The following is a 23,960-nucleotide window of genomic DNA, read 5'->3' as shown; positions in this document are numbered from 1 at the left end:
GCCCGTCACCTTTTTATTCGTTAGTGGACTGCCGTCATACCGGAAGCCAACTGCATGACTTTTTCCTGGGTGGCCTCGGCCCGATCCAGGGTGCCCATCAAATCGCCTTCGTGCATGACCATCACCCGGTCGCTCATACCCAGCACCTCCGGCAGTTCCGAAGAAATCATGATCACCGCCATGCCTTCACTGGCCAGGAAGGCAATCAAGCGGTAGATCTCGGCCTTGGCGCCGACGTCGATACCACGGGTCGGTTCGTCAAGGATCAACAGCCGTGGATTGGTCATCAGCCAACGTGCCAGCAGGGCCTTCTGCTGATTGCCACCAGACAGGGTGTCGATGCACTGCTCAAGGGAGGGGGTTTTCACCCGCAGTTTCTTGCACATGTCTTCGCACAAGGCGCGCAGGGCTTTTTGCTGGATAAAGCCATTGCCCGAGTAATGGGGCAGCACGGCCATTTCCATGTTTTCCAGGACCGACAGGCACGGGAACAGGCCACTGAGCTTGCGGTCCTCGGTCAACAGTGCAAACCCCTGCTGGATGGCCATATGCGGGTCGCTGATACGCAACGCCTGGCCGTCGAGACGGATCTCGCCGCCGTCGCTGGGGGTAATGCCGAAGAGCGTTTCCGCCACGTTGGTGCGGCCCGAGCCCATCAGCCCGGCAATACCGAGGATTTCGCCGGCATGCAGATCAAAGGACACGCCCTGGAACACTCCGTCCAGGCGCAGGTCGCGCACCGACAGCAACAACTCGCCGATGGGCGTCTCGCGCACCGGGAACAACTGGCTCAATTCGCGCCCGACCATCATCGAGATCAGGCTGTCGCTGTCCATGCTGTCGGCCCGTTGCAGACCGATGTAGGCGCCATCGCGAAACACTGCCACTTCATCGGCGATGGCGAACACTTCATTCATTTTGTGGGTGATATAGATGATGCCTTTGCCCTGGGCCTTGAGGTCGGCAATGATCGAAAACAGGTGGGCCACTTCCTTGTCGGTAATCGCCGACGTCGGCTCATCCATGATCAGGATGTCCGAGTCGTAGGACACCGCCTTGGCAATCTCCACCATCTGCCGCTCGGCAATGCTCAGGTTGCCGACCTGCTCCTCTGGGTCCAGGTTGATCCGCAGGCGCGCCAGCAACTCGGCAGTGCGGCGATGCATGGCGCGGTGATTGACTAGGCGCAGGCCGTTGAGCTGTTCGCGGCCGATCCAGATGTTCTCGGCGATGCTCATATGGGGCATCAGGTTGAGCTCCTGGTGGATCATCGCGATGCCCGCCTGCAAAGCCGCCAGAGGCGTGTCAAACACCACCGGCTTGCCCCGCAGGCGGATTTCCCCGGCGTCGGGCTGGTAGATGCCGGCGATGATTTTCATCAGCGTCGACTTGCCGGCGCCGTTCTCTCCCATCAGTGCCAGGACCGAGCCGGGGCGCACCCGCAGTTGCACATCGGCCAGGGCCACGACGCCGGGAAAGCCTTTGCTGATATGGGCGATTTCCAACAGGTAGGGTTGTTCTACACCTGCGGGCTGCGCAGCAGTCGCTTGAGCAAGCATATCGGGGCTCCATCGGCAGGGCGGCTGTGGCCGCCCTGCCCGCTTATTGTTGTGATTGAACGCTACTTGAATGACGCGACGTTGTCCGGGGTGATCAGTTGGAAAGGCACCACGACGTTTTGCTCGACCGCCTCGCCCCTGGCCATTTTCACGGCCGCCTCCACCGAACCGATCGCCTGCCCCTTGGCATCCTGGAACACCGAGAGCGCCATCTCGCCCTTGGTGATCGCATTCAACCCGTCGGGTGTGCCATCGACGCCGCCAATCAACACGCTGCCGGGTTTCACCCCTGCGGTTTTCAAGGCCATGGCGGCGCCAATTGCCATTTCGTCGTTGTTGGCCACGACCGCATTGAACTCGCGGCCCTGGGTCAGCCAATCGTTCACCAGGGTCATGCCCTTGTCCCGCAGCCAGATCCCGGTCTGTTCCTGTTCAATCTTGATGTCCGGGTATTTGTCGAGGATCTCCTTGACGCCCTTGGTGCGATTGGTCGTCGAGTTGTTGGCCAGGTCACCCAGCAGAATCACGATTTTGCCTTTGCCGCCCAGCTTCTCGGCCACGTACTGCATTTGCAGTCTGCCGGCCTCGACGTCATTGGACGTCACCGTCACCACCCCTTTGGGCAAGTCGGCCTGATCCGGACGACGGTTGACGTAGACCAGCGGGATACCCGCCGCCACCGCCGCTTTAGTGATGCGCGCGGTGGAGGCCGTATCCACCGGGTTGACCACCATGGCATCGACTTTCTGGCTGATAAAGTTCTCGACCTGGCTCAGTTGCTTGACCACGTCGGCACGGGCGTCCTCGAATTGCAGTTGCACAGCATCGCCCTTGGGGTAGGACTTGGCTTGCTTGTCCATATCCTCACGCAGGTAGGTGAGGAAGGTGTCGTCGAACTGCGACATGCTGACGCCAATCTTGATATCGGCGGCTGAAGCCACGCCACTGCCGAGCATCATCGACAAGGCCAGCGAGGCGAAACGGATCTGGGTCTTCATGAACGGTCTGTCTCCACTTTCTTGTTGGTTTTCTGGACGTAGCGTTTATCAGAGCGAGGGGGCTGCGGCAGGCAGCCGGACCACCGGCGCTCCCGGAATGCAGCACACCAGGGCACCCTTGCTTTCCACGCAAAGGACATTGAGAAAAGAGAAATAGAAGGGCCGTGCGCGGGGCAGGAAGGCAGAACGTAACACTCGCAGTACAGCGCTGAAGATTTTCATCTGACGGTACCTGGTTGTTTTATCTTGTTTTTGTTGAGTCCCCCGGCCCCCTTATAAAGGAAGGTCGAGATGGACTTTCGGCAACCTGGAAATGACTTTATTGGAAAATAATTTCCATATCAACTCATTTTAGAATTTTATTCTATTTCCATTCTCCGCCCTCCACCGTCACCATCTCCACCACTTGCCGACGCTCGGCGCTGAGCCTGGCGGCATCCAGCACGCGCGTGGTTTCCCAAGCATCCATGGCCTGCACCGGCAGCGCGCCCTGGCCCTGGATTGCACTTTGCAACTGGCGATAGAACTGGTTCCAGGCGCCCTTTTCCGAGGGGATACGCTCGCGTTCCGCACCTTGCTCGAACCAGCCCCAGCGTCGATGTTCTTCGGCGCCCCAGTGCTCGCCTTCGGTCTTCGGACTTTTGCCGGCCAGCAGCGCTTGCTCCTGGCCGTCCAGGCCGTCGACGGTGTAGCAGCCCGCCGTGCCATTGACCCGAAAACGCGGGCCTTGGCAGTTTTGCAGGGCGCTGCCCCACAGGTGGGAAATCACCCCGTTGGCGTGGGTCAGGCTGACAAAAAAGCCATGATCGAGGGTGGGGTGCTCGGCGCTGTACTGCAATTGCGCATACACCCACTCCACCGGACCAAACAGCTGCAGGGCCTGGTCCACCAGGTGGCTGCCCAGGTCACGCAGGAACCCGCCACCGCTGGCGTTGCCCAGGGCCTGTGGGCTGTAGCGCTCCACCCGGGACTCAAAGCGGGTGATGCTGCCCAGGGCGCCGGCGTCGATCAGCTTGCGCAGGGTCAGGTAGTCCGAGTCCCAGCGCCGGTTCTGGTAGACGCTGAGTGCTACCCCCTCGCGTTCGGCGGCGCTAATCAGCGCCAGGGCCTGCTCGGCATTGCTGGCGAAGGGTTTGTCGCTGACCACCGCCACACCGTACTCAATGGCCTCCAGCACCAGGGCCGGGCGCCCTTTGAGGGTGGTGGAAATCACCAGCACCTCCACCCCGGCTTCGACGATCTGCGCAATGCTGTCGAAGGCAGGCACCCCGGGATGCTCCGTCGCCAGTTGCTGGCGGCGCTCGGGGGAGCGGGTCACCACGCCGACAAACGTCGCCCCGGGCAATGTGGCGATCAGCGGGGCATGAAAAAAACGGCCGCCATGGCCGTATCCAACCAGTCCGATTCGCATGAACCAACTCCTTCTTGGAATGGAAACCCAGTCAAAAAATGTGGGAGCTGGCGTGCCTGCGATAGCGGTGTTTCAGGCCCTACATCTGTTGCTGATCCACCGCTATCGCAGGCAAGCCAGCGCCTACACTGACCGCACTAGCCGTAGAATGCCGGGCGCTGCGGCAGGCTGACCGCAACGATCTGCCCACTGCCCTGGGCCTCGATACACGCGTCCGCCGCCACCGCAGCGGCAAAGCCATCCCACGCCGAAGGCCCACCTACCTGGCCGGCCCGCACGCCATCAATAAAGGCCTGCAACTCGACGTCATAGGCCGCGATAAAGCGGTCTTTCCAATCCATCAGAATCGCATTCGACAGCTTGGCGCCGCTGCGCAATTGCACCTGGGACGGCTCTGGCAATTTGGCAATGCCGGTCTCCCCCACCACCTCGCACTGGATGTCGTAGCCGTACTGGCAGTTCACAAACACTTCCACATCAATCCTCGTGCCCCTGGCGGTTTCCAGCAGCACGATCTGCGGGTCGCGCAAATGGCTCAGGGCCTTGCTGGTTTTACGCGGGAACACCACCTGCACCGACACATAGTCATCGGCCAGCAGCCAGCGCAACACGTCCAGCTCGTGGATCAAAGTGTCGGTGATGGCCATGCTGGTGTTGTAGTTCTCACCCACGCTCGGGTTGCGGTGGGCGCAATGCAGCATCAACGGTTCGCCGATCTGGCCGCTGTCGAGCACCGCCTTGAGGGCTTGGTAGCCCTGGTCATACGGGCGCATAAAACCGACCTGGACCAGGCGTTTGCCGTGGGCCACTTCCGCCTCGACGATCTTGCGACAGCCCTCGGCGGTGACGGCCAGGGGTTTTTCACAGAACACCGGTTTACCGGCCGCGATAGCCGCCAGCACAAATTCCTCATGGCTCGGCCCCCAGGAGGTGACCAGCACCGCCTCGACCTGCGCCGAATGGATCAGCGCATGACCGTCGGCGTACACCTCGGCGTTCAGTTGCAGGTCAGCCACCACCTGGGCCGCCTGCTCAAGGTTGATATCGGTGACCGCCACCACCTGGCTGTTGAGCAAGGTCTGGCTGCAGCGGCGGATATGGTCCCGGCCGATAGCGCCCGTACCGATCACACCCAGCTTCAAAGACATGGCAACACTCCTCTTATTGTCAGTACTGCCGGGCCTTGGCCAGGCGTTCATTAAGTTGTTTGGCGCAGGCGTTGGTGCGTTCGCTGGTGGAGACCTGCGCCACACCGACCCGCCACCACGACAGGTAGCCGTGAATCATGGTTTTGGGCAGCACCTTGATATCAATCAGCGTCGACACGCTTTGCGCGCGCGCATCGGCCAGCGCGGCGTGCAGTTGTTCCACGGTCGTGACCTTGTAGGTCTTGCAGCCATAGGCCGCCGCGCTCATGGCGAAATCCACCGGCACCAGGCCGCCATCGAGCTTGCCGCTGTCGGGGTTGCGGAAGCGGAACTCGGTGCCGAAGCTGTCCATGCCATTGCCCATCTGCAGGTTGTTGATGCAACCGAAGGCCATGTTGTCCAGCAGCACCACATTGATCTTGCGCCGCTCCTGGATCGAGGTCGCCAGCTCCGAATGCAGCATCATGTACGAGCCATCGCCGACCAGGGCATAGACCTCCCGCGCGGGCTCGGCCAGCTTCACGCCCAGGGCCGCATTGATCTCGTAGCCCATGCACGAATAACCGTACTCGACGTGGTAAGTGTTGACGCCCTTGCTGCGCCAGCTGCGCTGCAAATCCCCCGGCAGGCTGCCGGCGGCGGCGACAATCACCGCATCGTCGGCCAGGGTTGCGTTGAGCACGCCGAGCACCTGGCTCTGGGTCAGGCAGGAACCGGTCAGCTCGATGAATTCGCGCAGCACCGCCGGATCCATATGGTCGTTGACCTCTGGGGTGAAGTCGGCGTCGGTGTAGCGCGCCTGATGGACCCGGTCCACCTCGGCATCCCCCTGCGCACGGGCCTGGCGTGGCTGCTCGCCCCATTGCGTGGCGTAATCGCCCAGCGCGTCGGTCAATGCTTGCAGCCCGACCTTGGCATCTGCCAGAACCTGGACCCCGTCGAGTTTCAGTACATCGCCGGGGCTGATATTGAGGTTGAGAAACTGCACCTCGGGATGCTGGAACAGCGACTTGGAGGAGGTGGTGAAGTCGGTATAGCGCGTGCCAATGCCGATGATCAGGTCGGCGTCCCGAGCCAGCAGGTTGGCGGCCAGGCAGCCGGTTTCGCCGATACCGCCGACATTCAGCGGGTGGCTGGAGACGATGGCGCTCTTGCCGGCCTGGGTCTCGGCAAAGGGGATCTGAAAGCGCTCGGCAAAGGCCTGCAGTGCGGCATTCGCGCCGGAGTACTTGACCCCGCCACCGCAGATAATCAGCGGTTTGCCCTTGGACTTGAGCAGCGTGACAGCGTCGCGCAGCATCGCTTCGGTGGCCGGGCGGCGCTCCAGACGGTGCACGCGCTTTTGCAGGAAATAATCGGGGTAATCCCAGGCCTCGGCCTGCACGTCCTGGGGCAAGGCCAGGGTCACCGCGCCGGTTTCGGCCGGGTCGGTCAAGACACGCATGGCGTGGATCGCCGCACTCATCAACTGCTCGGGACGGTTGATGCGATCCCAGTACTTGCTCACCGCACGAAACGCGTCGTTGGTGCTGATGCTCAGGTCATGGAATTGTTCGATCTGCTGCAACACCGGGTCCGGCTGGCGGCAGGCATACACATCGCCGGGTAGCAGTAACAAAGGGATGCGGTTGGCCGTGGCGGTGGCGGCGGCGGTCAGCATATTCGCCGCGCCGGGGCCGACCGAAGCGGTGCAGGCGTAGACCTTGCGCCGCAAATGCTGCTTGGCAAAACCAATCGCGGCATGGGCCATGCCCTGCTCGTTGCGGCCCTGGTGCACCACCAGGTCGCCACTGTCTTGCTCCAGGGCCTGGCCCAGGCCCAGCACATTGCCGTGGCCGAAGATGGTGAACACCCCGGCGACAAACTTGCTCTGCACGCCATCGACTTCGATGTACTGGTTATCGAGGAACTTCACCAGGGCCTGGGCCATGGTCAATCGGGTGGTGGTCATGTTGGGTCCCCTCGGCGCCTACGGGTTAAAGGTCCAGCAGCCAACTGTGCTGCGGGTCATTGTGAAAGTGCCAGGCGCGCTTGGGGCCGGCCATCACATTCAAGTAATAGGACTCGTAGCCATAGGGCACGCTGACGGGGTGATAGCCCTTGGGCACCACCACCAGGTCGTGGTTTTCCACGGCCATGGCCTGGTCGATGCTGCGGTCGTCGGTGTACACCCGCTGGAACACAAAGCCCTGGGACGGGTTGATCTGGTGGTAATAGGTTTCTTCAAGAAAGCTCTGGTGCGGCAAGTCATCGGTATCGTGCTTGTGCGGCGGGTAGCTGGACGAATGTCCGGACGGCGTGCGCACCTCCACCACCAGCAGCGAATGGGCCGGCTCGCTGTCGGGCAGGATGTCGCAGACATAACGCGTGTTGGCGCCCTTGCCACGCACGCTACGCCGACACTGCTCAGGGCGGATCAGCCGGGGCGTGAAACCGCCGGCCGTGGCGCCCGGCGCGGCGCAGACGGCAATCTGCACATCGCTCAGGGCGGTCACCTGGGCAAGGGTGCCCGGTGGCAGGTAGGCGGCGAACGGCGATTTGTCTTCAAATACCGATTGGCGATCACCCAGGTTCTGCCAACTGAACCCTTCGCCCTCGATCGTGACCCGGCCACTGAGCAGCACCAGGCACAGCTCGTTGTCGTCGGCGCTGACCGGCAATGTTTGCCCCAGGCTCAGGCGGTAAGCGGCAAACCCTACATACTCCAGGCGCCCCTCTGGCAGTGCGACCATGGTTGGCCCGCGCGGGGTGCTTTTGACCAGCAGGCTCATTGTGCAGCCCTCGCATCCAGCAGCGCGCGCAAGGTATCGAAGCCTTTTTTCGCATAGATATAGCTGGGTGCCACGGCCGGATCCTGCTCGGCTTCCACCACCAGCCAGCCACGATAGCCGGCGCCCAGCAGCACATCCAGCAACTCGGCGAAGTCGATATCGCCATCGCCCGGCACGGTGAAGGTGCCATTGACGATGCAGTCGGGGAAGCTCCACAGCTGGTTGCGCGCCAGTTGCACCACCGCTTTGCGCACATCCTTGAAGTGCACATGGCACACACGCCCCAGATGCTTGCGTAGCACCTCGACCGGCTCGCCACCGCCCATATAGCAGTGCCCCGAATCGAACAGCAGGCCGACCTCCGGGCCGGTGAGGCGCATCAGGGTGTCGATGTCCTCCGGGGACTCGACGTACGCGCCCATATGATGGTGGTAGGCCAGGCGCACGCCCTGGGACAGGGTAAAACGCGCCAATTCGGTGAGTTTGTCGGCATAGGCTTGCCATGCCTGCTCGCTGTGAAAACGCGGGCGTTCGATCAGGCGGATCGGCGAGCCCTGGATCGAGTCGGCCACTTCGCCGTAGACCAGCACCGTGGCGCCGTTCTCGCGCAGCAGTTGCACATGGCTGGCGATGGCGTCGATTTCCTCGGCCACCGAGCGCCGGGCCAGGCGGCTGGAGTACCAGCCGGAGACCAGTGCCAGGTCGTAGGGGCGTAACACATCGCCCACGCCCTTGGCGTCCTTGGGGAACTTGCCGTTGAGTTCAAAACCTTCGTAGCCGATGGCCTTGCCTTCGCTGAGCGCGGTGCTCAAGGGCGTTTCGCCGCCCAGGGCCGGCAGGTCGTCGTTACTCCAGGAGATGGGGTTGATGCCAATACGGATTGCGGGCATGGCTGCACCTTTTATTGTTTTAACCTTAAGGCTGCTGATATCTGCTTCTGTGGGCGCTGGCTTGCCAGCTCCCACCTTTGAGCGTGTTTAAATTCTGGAGCTGCGCCAAGCCTGGATCAGTTGTTCGAAGGTTTGCTGCACCTGCTGGATCAGGGTTTCATCATCAATCTCCCCCGCCATCCACGCCCTGCTCGGCTCCTGGAAAATCGTCCGGCCCACGGCAAACCCGCGGCAGGTCCGGCTCTGGCTGGCCTGCTGGAATCCCTCGGCCAACGCTTGCGCCGAGGCATTCAGGCCCAGCAATACCACGCCCCGGCAATAAGGGTCGCGCTCCTCGATCAGCTCATCAAGCTGCCGCCACTGCTCGGCACTCTGCGCCTCGATCTTCCACCAGGCCGGGTAGATGCCCAGGTTGTACAGGCGCTTGAGGCTGCGATAGAGCACATCCGGGTAGTTCGAGGGATGATCCTTGGGCGGCACCACTTCCAGCAGCAGTTCATGGCCACTGGTTTGCGCGGCCTGATACAGGGCCTTGAGCTGCGCCTCCTGCTCCAGGCGCAGCAGCGGCTCGTCGTCGGGGTGAAACTGCACCAGGCACTTGATGATCTGCTCCTGGGGCCAGGCAATCAGGTTGCTGCCGATCGAGCGGCCATGTTCGAACGCCAGCGGCCGCGAACCCTGTACCTCTACCGGGCGCGCCACCCACCAATCACGGCCGGTGGCGGCGTTCAGCGCATCCTGGCCGAAACGCTGGTCGGCCAAAATGCCCACATCGGCCTCCACCCCCTGCTCGCCCAGCTTGCTCTCCACACGCTCCACTGCCTGGATAAACAGCTGCTTGATCGCGCTGACCCGCGCCGGGTCCTGGCCGCCTTTTTGCGCCAGTTCCAGCAATTGCCAGCGATGGTCAAAAGCGAACACAAACAGCTGCTTCCAGGTTTTGCGCGGCACACTGACCTGATGCAAACGCTGCAGTACCAAATCCTGATCCGGCCGGGTGATAGGCACCGGGCTGTTGAACAGATACTCAAGCTCCGCCGGAGTCGGCATTGCCGGGGCGCAGGCATGGCGCGACACCACCAACCCGCCGCAGGCATTGGCCAGTTGGCAGCAACGCGCGTCACCGGCGTCGTTCAACCAGCCACTGAGGAAGCCCGACATAAACGCATCGCCGGCGCCCAGCACATTCAGCACTTCGACGCGCACGCCGGGATAGATCGCACCGTCTTCGAGGCGCGCCGGTATATCCCCATGAATCACCGTGCACCCTTGCGGGCCGAGCTTGACCACCAGGGTCGCCGCCGTCAGTTGGCGCACGTTACGCAAAGCGCTGAGCAGGTCGTGGCTGGCACCGGCAATCAAAAATTCCTCTTCGGTGCCGACAATCAGGTCAAAGCGCGGCAGAATGCCTTGCAGGTGCTGGCTGACGTTCTGGTCGGCGACAAAACGCGTCTCGCCGTCAGCCTTGCCTGCCAGGCCCCAGAGCACTGGGCGGTAGTCGATATCCAGCACACGCTTGACGCCGTGCTGCTCGGCGTAATCCAGGGCCTGGAGGCTGGCCTGGTACACGCCGTCGGTGGAGAAATGGGTGCCGGTGATCAGCAGCGCCTTGCTGCTGGCGATAAAGGCTTCGCGAATGTCCTCGGCACGCAGGGCCATGTCGGCACAGTTTTCGCGGTAGAACACCAGGGGGAAGGTTTCGCGGTCCTTGAGGCCCAGCAGGACCATGGCAGTCAGGCGCTGCGGGTCGAGCGTGATACCGCTGACATCACAGCCCTCGCGCGCCAGGGACTCTACGAGGAAGCGCCCCATATGATCGTCGCCGACCCGGCTCAGCATCGCCGACTTAAGCCCCAGGCGCGCCGTACCGAAGGCAATATTGGCGGACGATCCACCCAGGTACTTGGCGAAACTGGTGACATCTTCCAGCCGCGCCCCGACTTGCTGCGCGTAAAGATCGACGCCCATGCGTCCAAGACAAATCAGATCCAATTGACGACCACTGGCAAAACGAGTCTGGCCCATGCTGGCTCCTGTTATTTTTATCAGCCCGCGCCTGCCATCGTGACGGCGACGCTCTTGGTGGATGCAGACTAGGACGTCCGGCGCCATCAATCAATATTTATTCTATAAATTTTTTATGTGGAATATATTTTCCATTAAGATATTTTTTGCCGCCTTCCCTGTAGACTTGTGCCCATTGACCTATTGTCAGGGGCGACGTGCCAGCCGCATGCTCCGTAAGAACAAGCCAGAAGGATTGCCTATGTCCCGCACCGATCAGCAGGCTCCCGCCGAGACCGAGGTCACCGAGGTTCTCGCCAGTCCTCCGATCAATGCCGAGCGTCTGTTGCAGTTGATCACCGATGAATACGAAAGCCTGCCCCGCCAGCTCAAGCGCATCGCCAGCTATATGAGCCAGCAGAGCGATCGGATCATGGTCGACCGCATCAGCGATATCGCCCGGGAATGCGAAGTTCACCCTTCGGCCATCGTGCGGTTTTCCCAGCGCTTTGGTTTCAGCGGCTTCAGCGAAATGCAGGCGTTGTTTCGCGAGGCGTATACCCACAAGACCACGCCGGTGCAGAACTACCAGCAGCGCATCCGCAGCATGATCGCCAACAAGTCGCAGAAAGCCAGCGGCGGCGACCTGGCCCGTGAATGCGTGAATGCCACGCTGTCGGGCATCGAGCGCCTGGGCTTGGAGCTGGACGACGCGGCCTTCGAGAAAGCCGTGGACCTGGTGGTCAACGCCGACAATATCTATGTGGTCGGCGTACGCCGCTCCTTTGCGGTGGCCGACTACCTGGTCTACAACCTGCAGCACACCAACAAGCGTATCCACCTGGTCTCGGGCCTGGGCGGCAGCTACCGCGAACAGATGCGCAGCGTGCGCGCCAATGACTTGGTGATCGCGATCAGCTTCACGCCCTACGGCAAGGAAACCCAGCACTGCCTGCGTATCGCCCAGCACCACCAGGCCAAGACGCTGATCATCACCGACAGCAACCTGTCACCGCTGGCCAAGCGCGCCAACACGGTGCTGCTGGTCAATGAAGGGTCGTCGTTCGCGTTCCGCTCGCTGAGTGCCACGCTGTGCCTGTGCCAGGCGCTGTTTATTGCGGTGGCGTACCGGCTGGAACTGAAGGTTGATGAGATTCACGAACAGGTAGGGTTTGACGACTAAAAAAGGCCGCCCTGCCATGCAGGAGCGGCCTTGATCAAGCGGGTACGCGGGTTAGTGCATGAAGATCGCGATCAGGATAATGACCGGGATCGGCACACCGAGGAACCACAGCAGTAATGAGCGCATGACGTTCTCCTTGAGTTAACGAATGGTTTCCAGATACACCACGGCGTCGCGGCGGCGACCGCCGAAGGTGGCGGCGAAACTGGCGAAGAAAGCACCGAGCAACAGTGCAACGAAGGTCCACAGCGAGGTCACGGCGGCGATTTTGCTGGCGGTGTCGGCGGCCTGCCTGGCTTTCAACTTGGCCTCTTCCAGGGCTTTGCGGGCGTCACCGTAGACCTGGTCGACGCGCCGTTCGGCATCGGCCTGGCTGAGGTTGGTGCGCTGGCTGATCAACTGCGCCAAGTAGGCACGGTCCTGCGGGGCCAACTGGCCGTCATTGCCCAGGGTGCGGGCGAAGATCCGCGCCACCACCCCATGCACTGCGTCATCACTGGCGGCTGCCGGGCGATCATCGCGGAACAGGCTGTCAACGTAATAGCCGAAATCGTCGCCATTGGCCGCATTGCCGGCGGCCTGGGTCAAGCCGCTGGCTGCGCCCGAGGCCACACTCGCACCGGCCTGCACCCCACCACCGACGATGCTGCTGACCGAGCCGACCACCAGGGTCGCGGTCACCAGCGTGGCCACGGCCCAGGCGAGAAAACCATGGGCGGTGTCGCGAAAGTACACCTCATCGCCATGCATATTGGCCCACTTGACCCGCAGCCGACCGGCGAGGTAACCGCCCAGTCCCGCCGCGACAATCTGGGTGAAGGCCAGCCAGACAATCGTGGAAATGCCCAGGCCCTTGGCGCTGATGCCACTGTCGGCCCACGGCGACACCGCCGAAAAGCCCAGGCCGAAGCCCAGCAGCACCAGGACCAGGGACAACGCAGCGGCGGCCGCAGCCCCGGCAAAGATCGCCCCCCAGGAAACCCCGGAGAGCGTGCTCGACTCTTGCAAAGTGGATGAGGATGTCATCATTGTTGTTGTGCTCCAGGCATTGAAAAATGGTGTTACATCTGTCGAAACGGACAGTGCAGACGCCGTGCCAGTCGCCTTGAAAATAAAAACCCATTAATTTCAATCAGATAAGCAAGTTGAACTTCCAAGAATCATGCAACTTGCAAGAACCAGGCATAGAGGGCGGGCGTTATGCACTCCCAGGACCGGCACCGCCAACCCCTGTGGGAGCGGGCTTGCCCGCGATGGCGGCGTGTCAGTCACCAAATGCTTGGGCTGATCTACCGCTATCGCGAGCACGCCGGCTCCCACATTTGACCGAGGCGACCTTGAGAATGGCCTACATGAATTTTCTTTTAGAAACCTCGCTGGCATTTCTTGGCAAAATGCCCCACTCCCGTGTGACCAGGTAACCTGTATGACCCGCATTTTGACCATCGAAGACGACGCCGTGACGGCCCGCGAGATCGTCGCTGAGTTAAGCAGTCATGGACTGGACGTGGACTGGGTCGACAACGGCCGCGAAGGCCTGACGCGGGCAGTCAGTGGCGATTACGACCTGATCACCCTCGATCGCATGCTCCCGGAGCTCGATGGCCTGGCCATTGTCACCACCTTGCGCACCCTCGGCGTGTCGACGCCGATCCTGATGATCAGCGCCCTCTCCGACGTGGATGAACGGGTACGCGGCCTGCGCGCCGGTGGCGATGACTACCTGACCAAACCCTTTGCCTCCGACGAGATGGCTGCGCGGGTCGAGGTGCTGCTGCGCCGCAACAACGCAGTCAAGGCCGCGCAAACCGCCCTGCGCGTGGCCGACCTGGAACTGAACCTGATCAGCCGCGAGGCCAGCCGTGCCGACCAGCCGCTGAGCCTGCTGCCGACCGAGTACAAGTTGCTGGAATTCCTGATGCGCAACACCGGGCAGATCCTCTCGCGGATGATGATCTTCGAGGAAGTCTGGGGTTATCACTTCGACCCGGGGACCAACCTGATCGACGTGCACATTGGCCGCCTGCGCAAGAAAATCGACCCGCCGGGCCTGACGCCGCTGATCCGCACGGTACGAGGTTCGGGCTATGTCATTGCTGAACCCGTCTAACGGCTGGCGCTCGTCCAGCAGCCGTCTGCTGGCACTGTACAGCTCGCTGTTCGTGGCCTGGAGCTGCATCCTCATGGGGGTGCTGTATTACGAGGTCTCGGGTTATCTGGGCGACCTGTCGCGCCACTCGCTGATGCAGCGTCAGCATCTGTTCCAGCGTTTCAACGGCGCGCAACTGGATGAAGCCCTGGCCACCAGCATGACCTTCGATATGAAGGGCATGGATGCCTATGGCCTGTTCGATGGGCAACAGCGCCCCCTCAGCGGCCCGCTCCAGCAGATCCCCGCAGGCTTGCCCCTGGACGGGCGCATCCATGCCTTGGCCAACTGCATCGAATCGGATGACCCGAAACTGCCCCGGGGCAGCTGCGACGCCGTGGCGACCCACACCCAGGATGGCCGCTGGCTGGTGCTGGTGCGCGACAACGGCTCGTTGCTGGGCGTGACGCGGATCATCCTGCAGGCCCTGCTCTGGGCGATCTCCCTGACCATCATCCCCGGCGTCGCCGGCTGGCATCTGCTGCGCCGGCGCCCTTTGCGGCGGATTCGCGGGATCCAGGCCAGCGCCGAAGCCATCGTCGCCGGCGACCTGACCCACCGCCTGCCGCTGTCCAACCGCCGCGATGAACTGGACATGCTCGCGGCCATCGTCAATGCCATGCTTGAGCGTATTGAAAAGCTGATGAACGAGGTCAAGGGCGTGTGCGACAACATTGCCCACGATCTGCGCACCCCACTGACCCGCTTGCGTGCGCAGCTGTACCGGATCAAGCAGCAGACCGATGAAGGTTCGCCGCAGGCCCTGCAGCTTGATGAAGTCATCAGCGAGACCGACACCCTGATGGCGCGCTTTCGCGGCCTGTTGCGCATCTCCGAGCTGGAAGACCGTCAACGACGCTCCGGTTTCCTGGTCTTCGATCCCCTGCCCTTGCTCCAGGAACTGCATGATTTCTACCTGCCACTGGCGGAAGAAGGCCAGTTGGAGCTGCTGCTGCAAGTCCCCGAATCATTGCCGCCGATCACCGGTGACCGCGCACTGTTGTTCGAGGCCCTGGCCAACCTGCTGAGCAATTCGATCAAGTTCACCCCGCCGGGCGGCGAAGTGATTCTGCGCGGGCTCGACCAGGCAGGCAGTGCGCGCATCGAGGTACTGGACTCCGGCCCGGGAATCCCGGAAACGGAACGCGCGGTGGTATTCCAGCGGTTTTACCGGGTCGACGGTGGTCAGCAGGGCAGCTTTGGCCTGGGCCTGTCGATTGTGGCGGCGATCGTCAACCTGCATGGCTTCGGCCTGGAAGTCGGCAGTAGCGAGCGTGGGGGCGCGCGGTTGACCCTGGAGTGCCGCACACAACAGCCGCTGTAGGAGCCGGCTTGCCGGCGATAGTGGCGGATCAGGCCGGGAAGTTTTTGCGCAGGGCCTCGACGCCGCCGGTGTAGACGCCGCTGAACAGCTCTTCCACCTCGGCATCCGTCACACCGGCAATCGGAGTGAACACACCGGACCAAGTGACTTTGGCCGAATGCTCACCCAACGCTTCAACCTGCAATGTCGCCAAATAGGCACTGACCGGAAACGGCGATTCGCTGATGGTGTAGCTGTAGGTGCGCGCAACGTTGTCAAAGGTCTGCAAGTGCTCGACCACCACGGCGCCATCCGCCGTTTGCAGGTGACGCACGCGCCCGCCTTCACCCGGCTCGCTCTTGGCAATCAATGGCAGCCAGTCAGGCAACGAGTTGAACCCGCCGACCAATTGCCAGACTTGATCGGCCGAGACCGGGATTTCAATGACAGCAGTTGCTTTGGCCACGATAAAACTCCACGACAGGGGAAAAAGCCAGGCAGCTTACGCTGCCTGGTGGTGTTGGCGCTATTGGCCGATCAGCCATGGGCCGACTTGGCACACTCGCAGCCGGTCGCCGATTCGCACGGCTCGCCATGGGCATGGTGCTCGGCACAACCCTGGCAGCAATAGCCCTTGCCGTCTTTGATCACAGCGTTCGGCCCCAGTACACATTTGCAATGCGGGCAAGCACAGGTTGGATCTGGCATGTTAAGACTCCTTTTTCATGGTCGTCCTGGTGCAGCGAATGCTGGCACCTTAAGCAGTGACTCCCGCCCGCCACCCAAGGTTCAGCGCCGTTAATCAGCCTGGCGTGCACTGCTGCGGTACATGAACACCAGTGCCAACGCCAGGCACAGCATCGCCAGGACCCGGCTGCCGGACAGTTCGATGGCGGTGTTGCCCAGCCAGCCGAAGTTGTCGATCAGCATGCCCATGGCCAATTGACCGACGATCACCGCGACCGTCGCCACCGCCGTGCCCACGATCGGCACCGCACCGACCATCACCATCATGTACACCACACCGAACAACGCCCCGGTCAGTTGCCACTTGGGCACCTCCAACAGGCTGACGGCCTGGGCCGGTTCGAAGAACAGGATCAGCAGGCCAGTCACCAGCGTGCCCACCGAGAACGTCACCAGGCTGCTGCGCAGCACACCGACGGTTTGCCCCAGGCGCCCATTGATCGCCGCTTGCACACTCAACACCGCGCCGGCGGCAACCACCAGCACCAACAATAGAAGCAGATTCATTGCCTTAACCCCGCGCAATCAAAACAAGAGCCACCACAATCAACAGCAGCGCAATCCAGCGTTCACCGTTGACCCGCTTGCGGGCAGTGCCGAACCAGCCAAAGTGGTCGATCAGTACACTCTTGCCGACCTGCCCGGAGAGGATCGCGATCATGGTCATGGCAATGCCGATATGGGGCGTGGCCAGGGTCAGCACCACCACATACATCGGCCCCAGGAACCCACCGATCAGCTGCCAGCGCGGCAGCTCGTTGAGGGCCGGACCTTGTTGTGGGCCGCTGAACAGCAGCAGCAACAGGAGGATCGCCGTGCCCACCGCGAAGATGCTCAAGGTCGCCCATAAGTGCCCCACCTGGGCACCCAACGGCCCCAGCAACCCGGCCTCCACCGACAGGCCCATGCCTGCCAGGATCACCAGCGGCAACAGCAGCAGCCCCAGGCGGTTTTTCGGTCGGGCCTGGGCCGCGGCCTCAAGAGAAGAACTTTGCATACAGCACCTACAGGTCAGAAGAACAATGACGCGCATTATCCGGTGGCACACCTGTGCGATAAATGGGAGCATGCGGACAACACCTTTGCGTAATACGCACAGCATGGAGTGACGATGCAGGGCTTCAACGAGCTGAGTTTCAAGGCGCTACGCCTGTTTGTCGCGGTGCTGGACCACGGCAGCTTCTCTGAAGTCGCACGCCGCGAAGGCCTGGCGCCCTCTTCCATCTCCCGGCAGATCCAGTTGATGGAACAGGCCCTGAGCCAGCAATTGCTGTATCGGCATACCCGTGCGGTCAGCCCCACGGAAGCCGGGCGCTTGCTCGGGCATCATGCGCGCTTGATGCTGCAACAGCTGGAAGAAGCCGGGCAGGCCCTGCAGGAACAGGAAAGCGAGCCCAGCGGCCTGGTGCGCATCAATGCGCCCATGGTGTTCGGCCAGCGCCACCTGTCACCCTGGCTGGCCGAGTTGTGCCAGCGATACCCCAAGCTGCAACTGGATATCCAGCAGACCGACACCTACGTCGATCCTCTGCAGGAAGGCGCCGACTTGTTGTTCCGTATCGGTGTGCTCAACGATTCCGGAATGCAGGCGCGTATTTTCGCGCCCCAGCGCTACAGGATTGCCGCCAGCCCCGACTATCTGGCGCGCTTTGGCACTCCACGCCATCCCGATGAGCTGCTCAATCACCAGTGCCTGGCGTACAAGGGCGTGAACGGCCAGCAGCGTTGGTTCTTCCGCCGCGCCCAGGACGACTGGACGCCCTATACAGTCAGGGGCCCGATCACCGGCAACCATGCCGACACCCTGGCGCGCGCCGCCGAACAGGGCCTGGGGTTCGTGGTGTTCCCTTCGTGGCTGATCGGCGACAGCCTGCGCGCCGGACGCTTGCAGGCGGTGCTGACCGAATATGAAGTGGCCACCACCCTGGAGCCGCAGCAGATTGCCGCGCTGTGGCCCGGCAGCCGGCGGTTGTCGGTGAAGGTGCGCACGGTCATCGACTTCTTTGTCGAACGCTTCGGCAGCGTGCCCTACTGGGACCGCTGACTCAGAACAACCACTGGCCGATCAGCCAGGCGTTGGCGCCGCTGATCACACTAAACAGGCTCCAGGCCAGGATCCTGGTGGGCAGGCGATTGACGAACGGCCCCATCAGTTGCCGGTCGCCGGTCATGCGGATCAACGGGTACAGGGCAAAGGGCAACTGCAGGCTGAGCACCACCTGGCTGAGGATCAGCAACTTGCCAATGGCATCATCGCCCATCAACCACACCCCGAGAAACGCCGGGATCAGCGCCAGGCCACGGGTGATCAGGCGGCGTTGCCAGCAAGGAATGCGCAGATTGAGGTAACCCTCCATGATCACCTGGCCGGCGATGGTGCCGGTGAAGGTCGAGCTTTGCCCGGACGCCAGCAAGGCAATGCCGAACAGGATACTGGCAAAGGCGCCGCCCACCAGCGGGTCCAGCAGGTGGTAGGCGTCCTGGATTTCCACGACCTCGGTATGACCGCTCTGGTGGAATGCCGCGGCGGCCAGCACCAGGATCGCCGAGTTGACCAGCAAGGCCAGGGCCAGGGAACCGATGGTGTCGATACGCGCCAGCTTGACCGCGTCCTGGCGGCTGGCCAGGTCTTTGCCGAACAGCCGGGTTTGCACGATGGACGTGTGCAGATACAGGTTATGTGGCATCACGGTGGCCCCGAGGATACCGATGGCCAGGTACAACGGCGCCGCATCACTGATCGCCGAGAGCGACGGGGTGAAGCCACGCATGACGTCCGGCCAATAGGGCTTGATCAACACCAGTTCGACAAAGAAACACACACCGATGGTCGCCACCAGCGCCAGCATGATCGCTTCCAGGCGCCGGAAGCCGCGGTTTTGCAGGGCCAGGATCAGCAGCGTGTCAAACGCGGTAATGACAATACCGGTGGTCAGCGATACCCCCAGCAACAGGTGGAACGCCAGGGCGCAGCCGAGGACTTCGGCCAGGTCGGTGGCGATAATCGAGATTTCCGCCAGCACCCATTGCGTACGCGCTGAACGCCGGCTGTAGCGCTCGCGGCACAGCTGCGCCAGGTCCTTGCCGGTGGCGATGCCCAGCCGCGAACACAGGCACTGCACCGCCATCCCCGCGAGGCTGGCGAGCAACACCACAAACAGCAGGTTATAGCCATAGCGCGACCCGGCCTCGATGGCCGTGGCCCAGTTGCCGGGGTCCATGTAACCGATGGAAATCAGCAGGCCGGGACCGGCAAACTGCAGCACCCGTTTGAAAAACGGCGCACGGGGATCGACGGGGATGGTGCCCGCCACTTCCGGAGGGCAAAACGGGGCGGTCGCAATTTTCGGCAGGCTGAATTTCACGCGGGGTACCCGGCAGACACACAAGACAAGGACGCAGCTTAGCAGTCAGGCGAGACCGTGCGCATCAGCGTTTCCCGAGGCAGGTCGAACGCCTCGACCACCTGCACCACCAGGTCCATTTCCTGATTCAACGCCTCGCGCTCCATGCGCTGGCGAATCACCCCCAGCACCAGCACCGCCAGGGTCGTGATGGAATACGCCGGCCCGGAAAACGCCCGTACCCCGCTCACCAGCAGCATGGCCGCCGCCAGCGCCTGCCCCACCACCGGAATCGCCGTGGCCGCACCGCGCCGCAGGATAAACCCGGTCAACCCGGCCAGCGCCGTTCCGCTCAAGGCGGTGGTGGCCGAGCGGCCGACATCGAAACGGTGGAAAAACCCCTGTTCCTTTTGCGCGGCGGCCCGGAGTTCGGCCTCGAACACCTGGCGGTCGGCCTGGCTGAGTTTGTCCTTGTACTGTTCGATCAGGGTCTCGGCGACCCGCTCTTCCAGGCTCACCAGGGCCACGCTGTCGATCGGCTGGTCAAACTTGATACCGACGCGCAGGGCCACGTCCTGGGCCAATTGGCGGTAACTCACGCCGTGCCCACGGGCCAGGTTCATAAAGCTGTCACCGCCCATGCGCTGCAACTCGATGGCCAACTGCAGTGGGTCGCGCACATCCGCAGCGATGGTCGCACTGCGCTTGGCGGCCATCAGCTCGGCGAGGAACTGCAACTCTGGCGCCCGGGCCTGGAGCAGCACCGGATACAGGTCCACATCCTCTTCGGCAAAGCGCACCTCGGCACTGCGCTGGTCCGCACGGATCATGCCTCGGCGCTCTTGCAGCAAGTCGGTGTACTGCACCACGGTCTGCAACTGCGGCCAGTAGGCAGCGTGGTCGAACGTGACCAGATGCACATTGGTCACTTTGCCCTTGAGGGATGGCGTCAGGGGGATGGCATAGCGGCCAATACAGCGCTCGGTATCCGGCTTGAGCGCCAGGGCCCAGTCCTTGCTGGAGTGGCAATTGATCACGCGCCCCTTGAGTGGTGCCGACACCTGCTCCCAGGGGCTGGACGTGCAAATCGCCCCGCCCATCAACAACAGGTGATTGAGGGGCAGTTCCCGGGCCAGCTCCGGGCTGGCCAACAGGCTCTTGACCAGCAGGCGTGCGCCCAGGGAGTGGCCGATCAAGTTGATCTGACGGACCTCGATCGACTCGGCGTGCAGGTAGTTGGCCAGCTCCGCCAACAGCGTCCTGGCCACCTCGTCCACCCGCGCCTCGACACTTTTGTAGTGATCGAGAAAATAACCCACCGCCTTGCCCAGACCCACGGTCGCCGCGCCCAGGCTGCCGCCGCCGAGCATCGAGGTAATGATGTCCTTGAAGGGGGCGAAGAGGTTTTCCAGGAAATGCCCGGCCGGCCAGAACAGCATCAGGTTGGTCGAACCCTCGATCCCCGCCAGCTGCGCCTGGAAACTGGCCAGTTGTTGCTGGTTGAAAAACGCAGAATAACCATGGACATAGAGATTGAGCACCTGCCCCTGGGGCTCGCCGCACAGCACGAACGAGGGCTTGCGGGTGCGGTGCATTTCATCCCACTGGTGTTGCATGAGGCGTTGGCTCCTGGTGAAAACGCAGGGCGATAGTAACAAGAATTGGCGCAGGACCTGGCCCTGTAAAGGACTGCATCCAGCACAACAGGTGGCGAAGTTGTCGATCTTGACCTACCCGTCCGGGAACGTCGCCCGGATGTAGTTGCGCAAGGTCGGTACGACGCTCCATCTTGGAAACCGCCGCCTGGTTGATATCTAATGCCTTGGCCAGGCTTTCCTGGCTCAACAGGCGCTGGCGCAATGCGTCGTGCCTTGGCAAAAATTCAGATTCAACAGCGTAAAAGCGCGCTCTAATAGCGCCCTGTCGATTCGCCTCAAAGATTCTGGAGTAAGCGATGCCCCATGAAGGCAACCTGTTACAAGCGGCCGTAGTTTTCCTGTTGGCGGCGGTGCTGACCGTGCCTCTGGCCAAGCGCCTGCAATTGGGCGCGGTGCTGGGCTATCTGTTCGCCGGTGTGATCATCGGCCCCTCGGTGCTGGGGTTGGTGGGCAACCCGCAAAGTGTCGCGCAGTTCTCCGAGCTGGGGGTGGTGTTGTTGCTGTTCATCATCGGCCTGGAACTGTCGCCAAAACGCCTGTGGGTGATGCGCAAGGCGGTGTTTGGCGTGGGCCTGGCGCAGGTGCTGCTGACCGCGATGGTGATAGGTGCAGTAGCGCTCTGGGCCTTTGGTCAGTCGTGGAATAGCGCGATTGTGCTGGGCCTGGGCCTGGCGCTGTCCTCCACCGCCTTCGGCCTGCAAAGCCTGGCCGAACGCAAAGAACTGAACAGCCCCCACGGGCGCCTGGCCTTTGCGATCCTGCTGTTCCAGGACATCGCGGCGATCCCATTGATCGCCATGGTGCCGCTGCTGGCCGGCAGCGACCACACCACCACTGCCGCCCAGGACCTGAACCACGGTTTGCAGGTACTGGGCAGCATCGCCGTGGTGATCATCGGCGGTCGCTACCTGTTGCGGCCGGTGTTTCGTATTGTCGCCAAGACCGGCCTGCGCGAAGTGTCCACCGCCACCGCGCTGCTGGTGGTGATCGGCACCGCCTGGCTGATGGAGCTGGTGGGCGTGTCCATGGCCCTCGGCGCATTCCTCGCCGGCCTGCTGCTGGCCGACTCGGAATACCGCCACGAACTGGAATCGCAGATCGAGCCGTTCAAGGGCCTGCTGCTGGGGTTGTTCTTTATCAGCGTGGGCATGGGCGCCAATATCGGCCTGTTGTTCAGCACGCCCTTCGTGGTGCTGGGCCTGACCCTGCTGCTGATCGCCATCAAGTTGCCGCTGCTGTACGCAGTCGGGCAGATGGTCGGCGAGCTGAACCGCGAGAGCGCGGTGCGCCTGGGCGTGGTCCTGGCGGCCGGCGGTGAGTTTGCCTTTGTGGTGTTCAAGATCGGCCGCGACCAAGGCCTGTTTGCCCCGCACCTGTACGATGTGCTGGTGCTGACCATCACCCTGTCCATGGCCCTCACCCCGCTCCTGCTACTGCTGTGCCCGAAGCTGTTCCGGCCCAAGACCAAGCCGGTGGACGTGCCGGAAGAATACCGCGCGATCGAGAGCGATGCGCCGCGCGTGGTGATCGCCGGGATGGGCCGGATGGGGCAGATCGTGGCGCGGATCCTGCGGGCGCAGAACATTTCGTTTATCGCCCTCGACACCTCGGTGGAAACCATCGATCTGACCCGCAGTTTCGGCGGCATGCCGGTGTTCTACGGCGATCCCCAGCGCCCAGAGATCCTGCACGCGGCCAAGGTCGACCAGGCCGAGTACTTCGTGATTGCCATGGATGATCCGGAAATCAACATCAAGACCGCCGAGCTGGTGCGCAATCTGTACCCGCACATGAAGATCATCGCCCGCGCCCGTAACCGCCAGCACGTACACCGCCTGGTGGACCTGGACGCGTCACCGGTGCGCGAAACCTTCTATTCCAGCCTGGAAATGAGCCGCCGCACCCTGGTCGGCCTGGGCCTGAGCGAGACCCAGGCCGATGCACGGATCAACCGCTTCAAGCACCACGACCTGCAATTGCTGGCGGCCCAGCACGCGGTGTACGACGACGCGGCCAAGGTGATGCAGTCGGCCCAGGAAGCCCGTGCGGAACTGGCGCGGTTGTTTGAAATGGACCGCCTCGAAGAGGAATCCGCAAAGGTCTGAGGATGGATCCGAACGAAATTGCGAATTTTCTGACAGAATATGGCGCAATTTCGTTCATCCATTGGAAGACCTCATGCTCACCCTCAGCAAAATCGCCACCCGCCTGGCCCTGGCGCTGACCGTCAGCCTGGGCGCCAGCCCGCTGTTCGCGGCAGCCAAGCCGGCCGCCGCGCCGCCGGACGACTTCCAGATCGTCTCGACCCTGGACGGCAAATTCACCTTCACCCTGCCCAAGGGCTATGTCGCCGATGCCCTGCCTGCCGGCGCGCAAGCCCAGGGCACCGCTGGCGCCAACGGCACGATGTATATCAACCAGGCCTCAAAAAGCGTGGTGGTGGTGGCCCAGACCCTGCGCAATGACGGGATCGACTTGAAGGACGACGAACCGCTGTTTCTCGACAGCGCGGTCGAGGGTTTCCTCAAGGACGTCGGCACCCGCCTGCCGGACTACAAGAAACTGACGCAGAAAAAACTGCTGATCAAAGGCGTGGGCCTGCGCCAGATTGATGGCACGGCCACCATGGGCGGCGGCAAGACCTTGAACTCGACCTTCCTCGCAGGCTCCGGCAACCGGTTGCTGGTGATCCAGGCCATTTCCCGGGCCGAGGATGTGACCGGGCATGGACTGCTGGTCAGGCAGATCACCAGCGGCAAGTGACATCCCCCTAGGAACCACACATCCAATGTGGG

Annotated in this window: 21 protein-coding genes and 1 pseudogene; 6 read left to right on the top strand and 16 right to left on the bottom strand. The window is 62.4% G+C overall.

What is annotated here, in order from left to right; translation table 11 throughout:
* Positions 1 to 20 precede the first annotated feature (20 nt).
* The 8 genes from JFT44_RS24305 to iolC all read right to left on the bottom strand — a co-directional run bounded on the left by JFT44_RS24305 (position 21) and on the right by iolC (position 10,802).
* Entirely contained in the window at positions 21 to 1,559 is a 1,539-nt protein-coding gene (locus JFT44_RS24305; protein WP_057959200.1) for a sugar ABC transporter ATP-binding protein, read from the bottom strand.
* A gap of 62 nt (positions 1,560 to 1,621) precedes the next feature.
* Positions 1,622 to 2,557 carry a sugar ABC transporter substrate-binding protein gene (locus JFT44_RS24300; protein ID WP_057439065.1) on the bottom strand — a complete coding sequence of 312 codons (936 nt, stop codon included), beginning with the start codon at positions 2,555 to 2,557 and terminating at the stop codon, positions 1,622 to 1,624.
* Between the two features lie 364 nt (positions 2,558 to 2,921).
* Positions 2,922 to 3,968 carry a Gfo/Idh/MocA family oxidoreductase gene (locus JFT44_RS24295; protein ID WP_076964287.1) on the bottom strand — a complete coding sequence of 349 codons (1,047 nt, stop codon included), beginning with the start codon at positions 3,966 to 3,968 and terminating at the stop codon, positions 2,922 to 2,924.
* Between the two features lie 137 nt (positions 3,969 to 4,105).
* The gene (locus tag JFT44_RS24290; RefSeq protein WP_057439067.1) at positions 4,106 to 5,116 is read right to left on the bottom strand and encodes a Gfo/Idh/MocA family protein; all 1,011 of its coding nucleotides are present in this window, start codon (positions 5,114 to 5,116) and stop codon (positions 4,106 to 4,108) included.
* 19 nt (positions 5,117 to 5,135) lie between these two features.
* Positions 5,136 to 7,067 carry a 3D-(3,5/4)-trihydroxycyclohexane-1,2-dione acylhydrolase (decyclizing) gene (gene iolD / locus JFT44_RS24285; protein WP_057959197.1) on the bottom strand — a complete coding sequence of 644 codons (1,932 nt, stop codon included), beginning with the start codon at positions 7,065 to 7,067 and terminating at the stop codon, positions 5,136 to 5,138.
* Between the two features lie 25 nt (positions 7,068 to 7,092).
* A complete protein-coding gene (gene iolB, locus JFT44_RS24280; protein ID WP_057959196.1) occupies positions 7,093 to 7,887 on the bottom strand; it encodes a 5-deoxy-glucuronate isomerase in 795 nt (264 codons plus the stop codon).
* The gene (gene iolE, locus JFT44_RS24275; RefSeq protein ID WP_057439070.1) at positions 7,884 to 8,777 is read right to left on the bottom strand and encodes a myo-inosose-2 dehydratase; all 894 of its coding nucleotides are present in this window, start codon (positions 8,775 to 8,777) and stop codon (positions 7,884 to 7,886) included. The genes iolB and iolE overlap by 4 nt, the downstream gene beginning before the upstream one ends.
* Before the next feature lie 87 nt (positions 8,778 to 8,864).
* Positions 8,865 to 10,802 carry a 5-dehydro-2-deoxygluconokinase gene (gene iolC / locus JFT44_RS24270; RefSeq protein ID WP_057959195.1) on the bottom strand — a complete coding sequence of 646 codons (1,938 nt, stop codon included), beginning with the start codon at positions 10,800 to 10,802 and terminating at the stop codon, positions 8,865 to 8,867.
* A gap of 241 nt (positions 10,803 to 11,043) precedes the next feature.
* On the opposite strand from iolC, the gene JFT44_RS24265 reads away from it, so the two are divergent.
* Positions 11,044 to 11,964: a MurR/RpiR family transcriptional regulator gene (locus JFT44_RS24265; protein ID WP_057444762.1), complete on the top strand. Its 921-nt coding sequence runs from the start codon at positions 11,044 to 11,046 to the stop codon at positions 11,962 to 11,964.
* A gap of 141 nt (positions 11,965 to 12,105) precedes the next feature.
* Here the strand turns inward: JFT44_RS24265 and JFT44_RS24260 are convergent, their stop codons facing one another.
* The gene (locus JFT44_RS24260) at positions 12,106 to 12,993 is read right to left on the bottom strand and encodes a hypothetical protein (RefSeq protein ID WP_057959194.1); all 888 of its coding nucleotides are present in this window, start codon (positions 12,991 to 12,993) and stop codon (positions 12,106 to 12,108) included.
* Positions 12,994 to 13,390: 397 nt separating this feature from the next.
* On the opposite strand from JFT44_RS24260, the gene JFT44_RS24255 reads away from it, so the two are divergent.
* Both JFT44_RS24255 and JFT44_RS24250 read left to right on the top strand, forming a co-directional pair.
* Positions 13,391 to 14,074, top strand: a complete 684-nt coding sequence (locus JFT44_RS24255) for a response regulator transcription factor (RefSeq protein ID WP_057439073.1) — start codon at positions 13,391 to 13,393, stop codon at positions 14,072 to 14,074.
* Complete coding sequence (locus JFT44_RS24250) at positions 14,052 to 15,437, top strand: HAMP domain-containing sensor histidine kinase (protein ID WP_186625869.1); 1,386 nt, start codon at positions 14,052 to 14,054, stop codon at positions 15,435 to 15,437. The genes JFT44_RS24255 and JFT44_RS24250 overlap by 23 nt, the downstream gene beginning before the upstream one ends.
* 28 nt (positions 15,438 to 15,465) lie before the next feature.
* Here the strand turns inward: JFT44_RS24250 and JFT44_RS24245 are convergent, their stop codons facing one another.
* The 4 genes from JFT44_RS24245 to JFT44_RS24230 form a co-directional block, all read right to left on the bottom strand.
* A complete protein-coding gene (locus JFT44_RS24245) occupies positions 15,466 to 15,882 on the bottom strand; it encodes an SRPBCC family protein (RefSeq protein ID WP_198831318.1) in 417 nt (138 codons plus the stop codon).
* 71 nt (positions 15,883 to 15,953) lie between these two features.
* Positions 15,954 to 16,124 carry a metallothionein gene (locus JFT44_RS24240; RefSeq protein WP_081044213.1) on the bottom strand — a complete coding sequence of 57 codons (171 nt, stop codon included), beginning with the start codon at positions 16,122 to 16,124 and terminating at the stop codon, positions 15,954 to 15,956.
* 90 nt (positions 16,125 to 16,214) lie between these two features.
* On the bottom strand, positions 16,215 to 16,670 hold the full coding sequence (locus JFT44_RS24235) for a DMT family transporter (protein ID WP_057439075.1): 456 nt from the start codon (positions 16,668 to 16,670) through the stop codon (positions 16,215 to 16,217).
* Between the two features lie 4 nt (positions 16,671 to 16,674).
* Positions 16,675 to 17,160 carry a DMT family transporter gene (locus JFT44_RS24230; protein WP_057439076.1) on the bottom strand — a complete coding sequence of 162 codons (486 nt, stop codon included), beginning with the start codon at positions 17,158 to 17,160 and terminating at the stop codon, positions 16,675 to 16,677.
* Between the two features lie 114 nt (positions 17,161 to 17,274).
* On the opposite strand from JFT44_RS24230, the gene JFT44_RS24225 reads away from it, so the two are divergent.
* The gene (locus tag JFT44_RS24225) at positions 17,275 to 18,207 is read left to right on the top strand and encodes a LysR family transcriptional regulator (protein ID WP_128593411.1); all 933 of its coding nucleotides are present in this window, start codon (positions 17,275 to 17,277) and stop codon (positions 18,205 to 18,207) included.
* Position 18,208: 1 nt separating this feature from the next.
* On the opposite strand, the gene JFT44_RS24220 is transcribed toward JFT44_RS24225, so the two are convergent.
* The 3 genes and pseudogenes from JFT44_RS24220 to JFT44_RS28795 form a co-directional block, all read right to left on the bottom strand.
* Positions 18,209 to 19,528, bottom strand: a complete 1,320-nt coding sequence (locus tag JFT44_RS24220; protein WP_057444760.1) for an Nramp family divalent metal transporter — start codon at positions 19,526 to 19,528, stop codon at positions 18,209 to 18,211.
* 38 nt (positions 19,529 to 19,566) lie between these two features.
* Entirely contained in the window at positions 19,567 to 21,123 is a 1,557-nt protein-coding gene (locus JFT44_RS24215) for a DUF726 domain-containing protein (protein ID WP_198831317.1), read from the bottom strand.
* A gap of 114 nt (positions 21,124 to 21,237) precedes the next feature.
* Positions 21,238 to 21,421 (bottom strand): annotated as a pseudogene (locus JFT44_RS28795) (helix-turn-helix domain-containing protein).
* A gap of 40 nt (positions 21,422 to 21,461) precedes the next feature.
* Here JFT44_RS28795 and JFT44_RS24210 point away from each other — a divergent pair.
* Positions 21,462 to 23,270, top strand: coding sequence for a monovalent cation:proton antiporter-2 (CPA2) family protein (locus tag JFT44_RS24210; RefSeq protein WP_057959191.1), 1,809 nt, complete (start codon positions 21,462 to 21,464; stop codon positions 23,268 to 23,270).
* Between the two features lie 73 nt (positions 23,271 to 23,343).
* The gene (locus JFT44_RS24205; protein WP_198831316.1) at positions 23,344 to 23,928 is read left to right on the top strand and encodes a hypothetical protein; all 585 of its coding nucleotides are present in this window, start codon (positions 23,344 to 23,346) and stop codon (positions 23,926 to 23,928) included.
* The last annotated feature ends 32 nt before the right edge of the window (positions 23,929 to 23,960 follow it).

The organism is Pseudomonas sp. MF5691, assembly GCF_016405645.1.
Lineage (GTDB): Bacteria > Pseudomonadota > Gammaproteobacteria > Pseudomonadales > Pseudomonadaceae > Aquipseudomonas > Aquipseudomonas shahriarae.
This window is presented reverse-complemented; position numbering and strand designations above follow the sequence as displayed.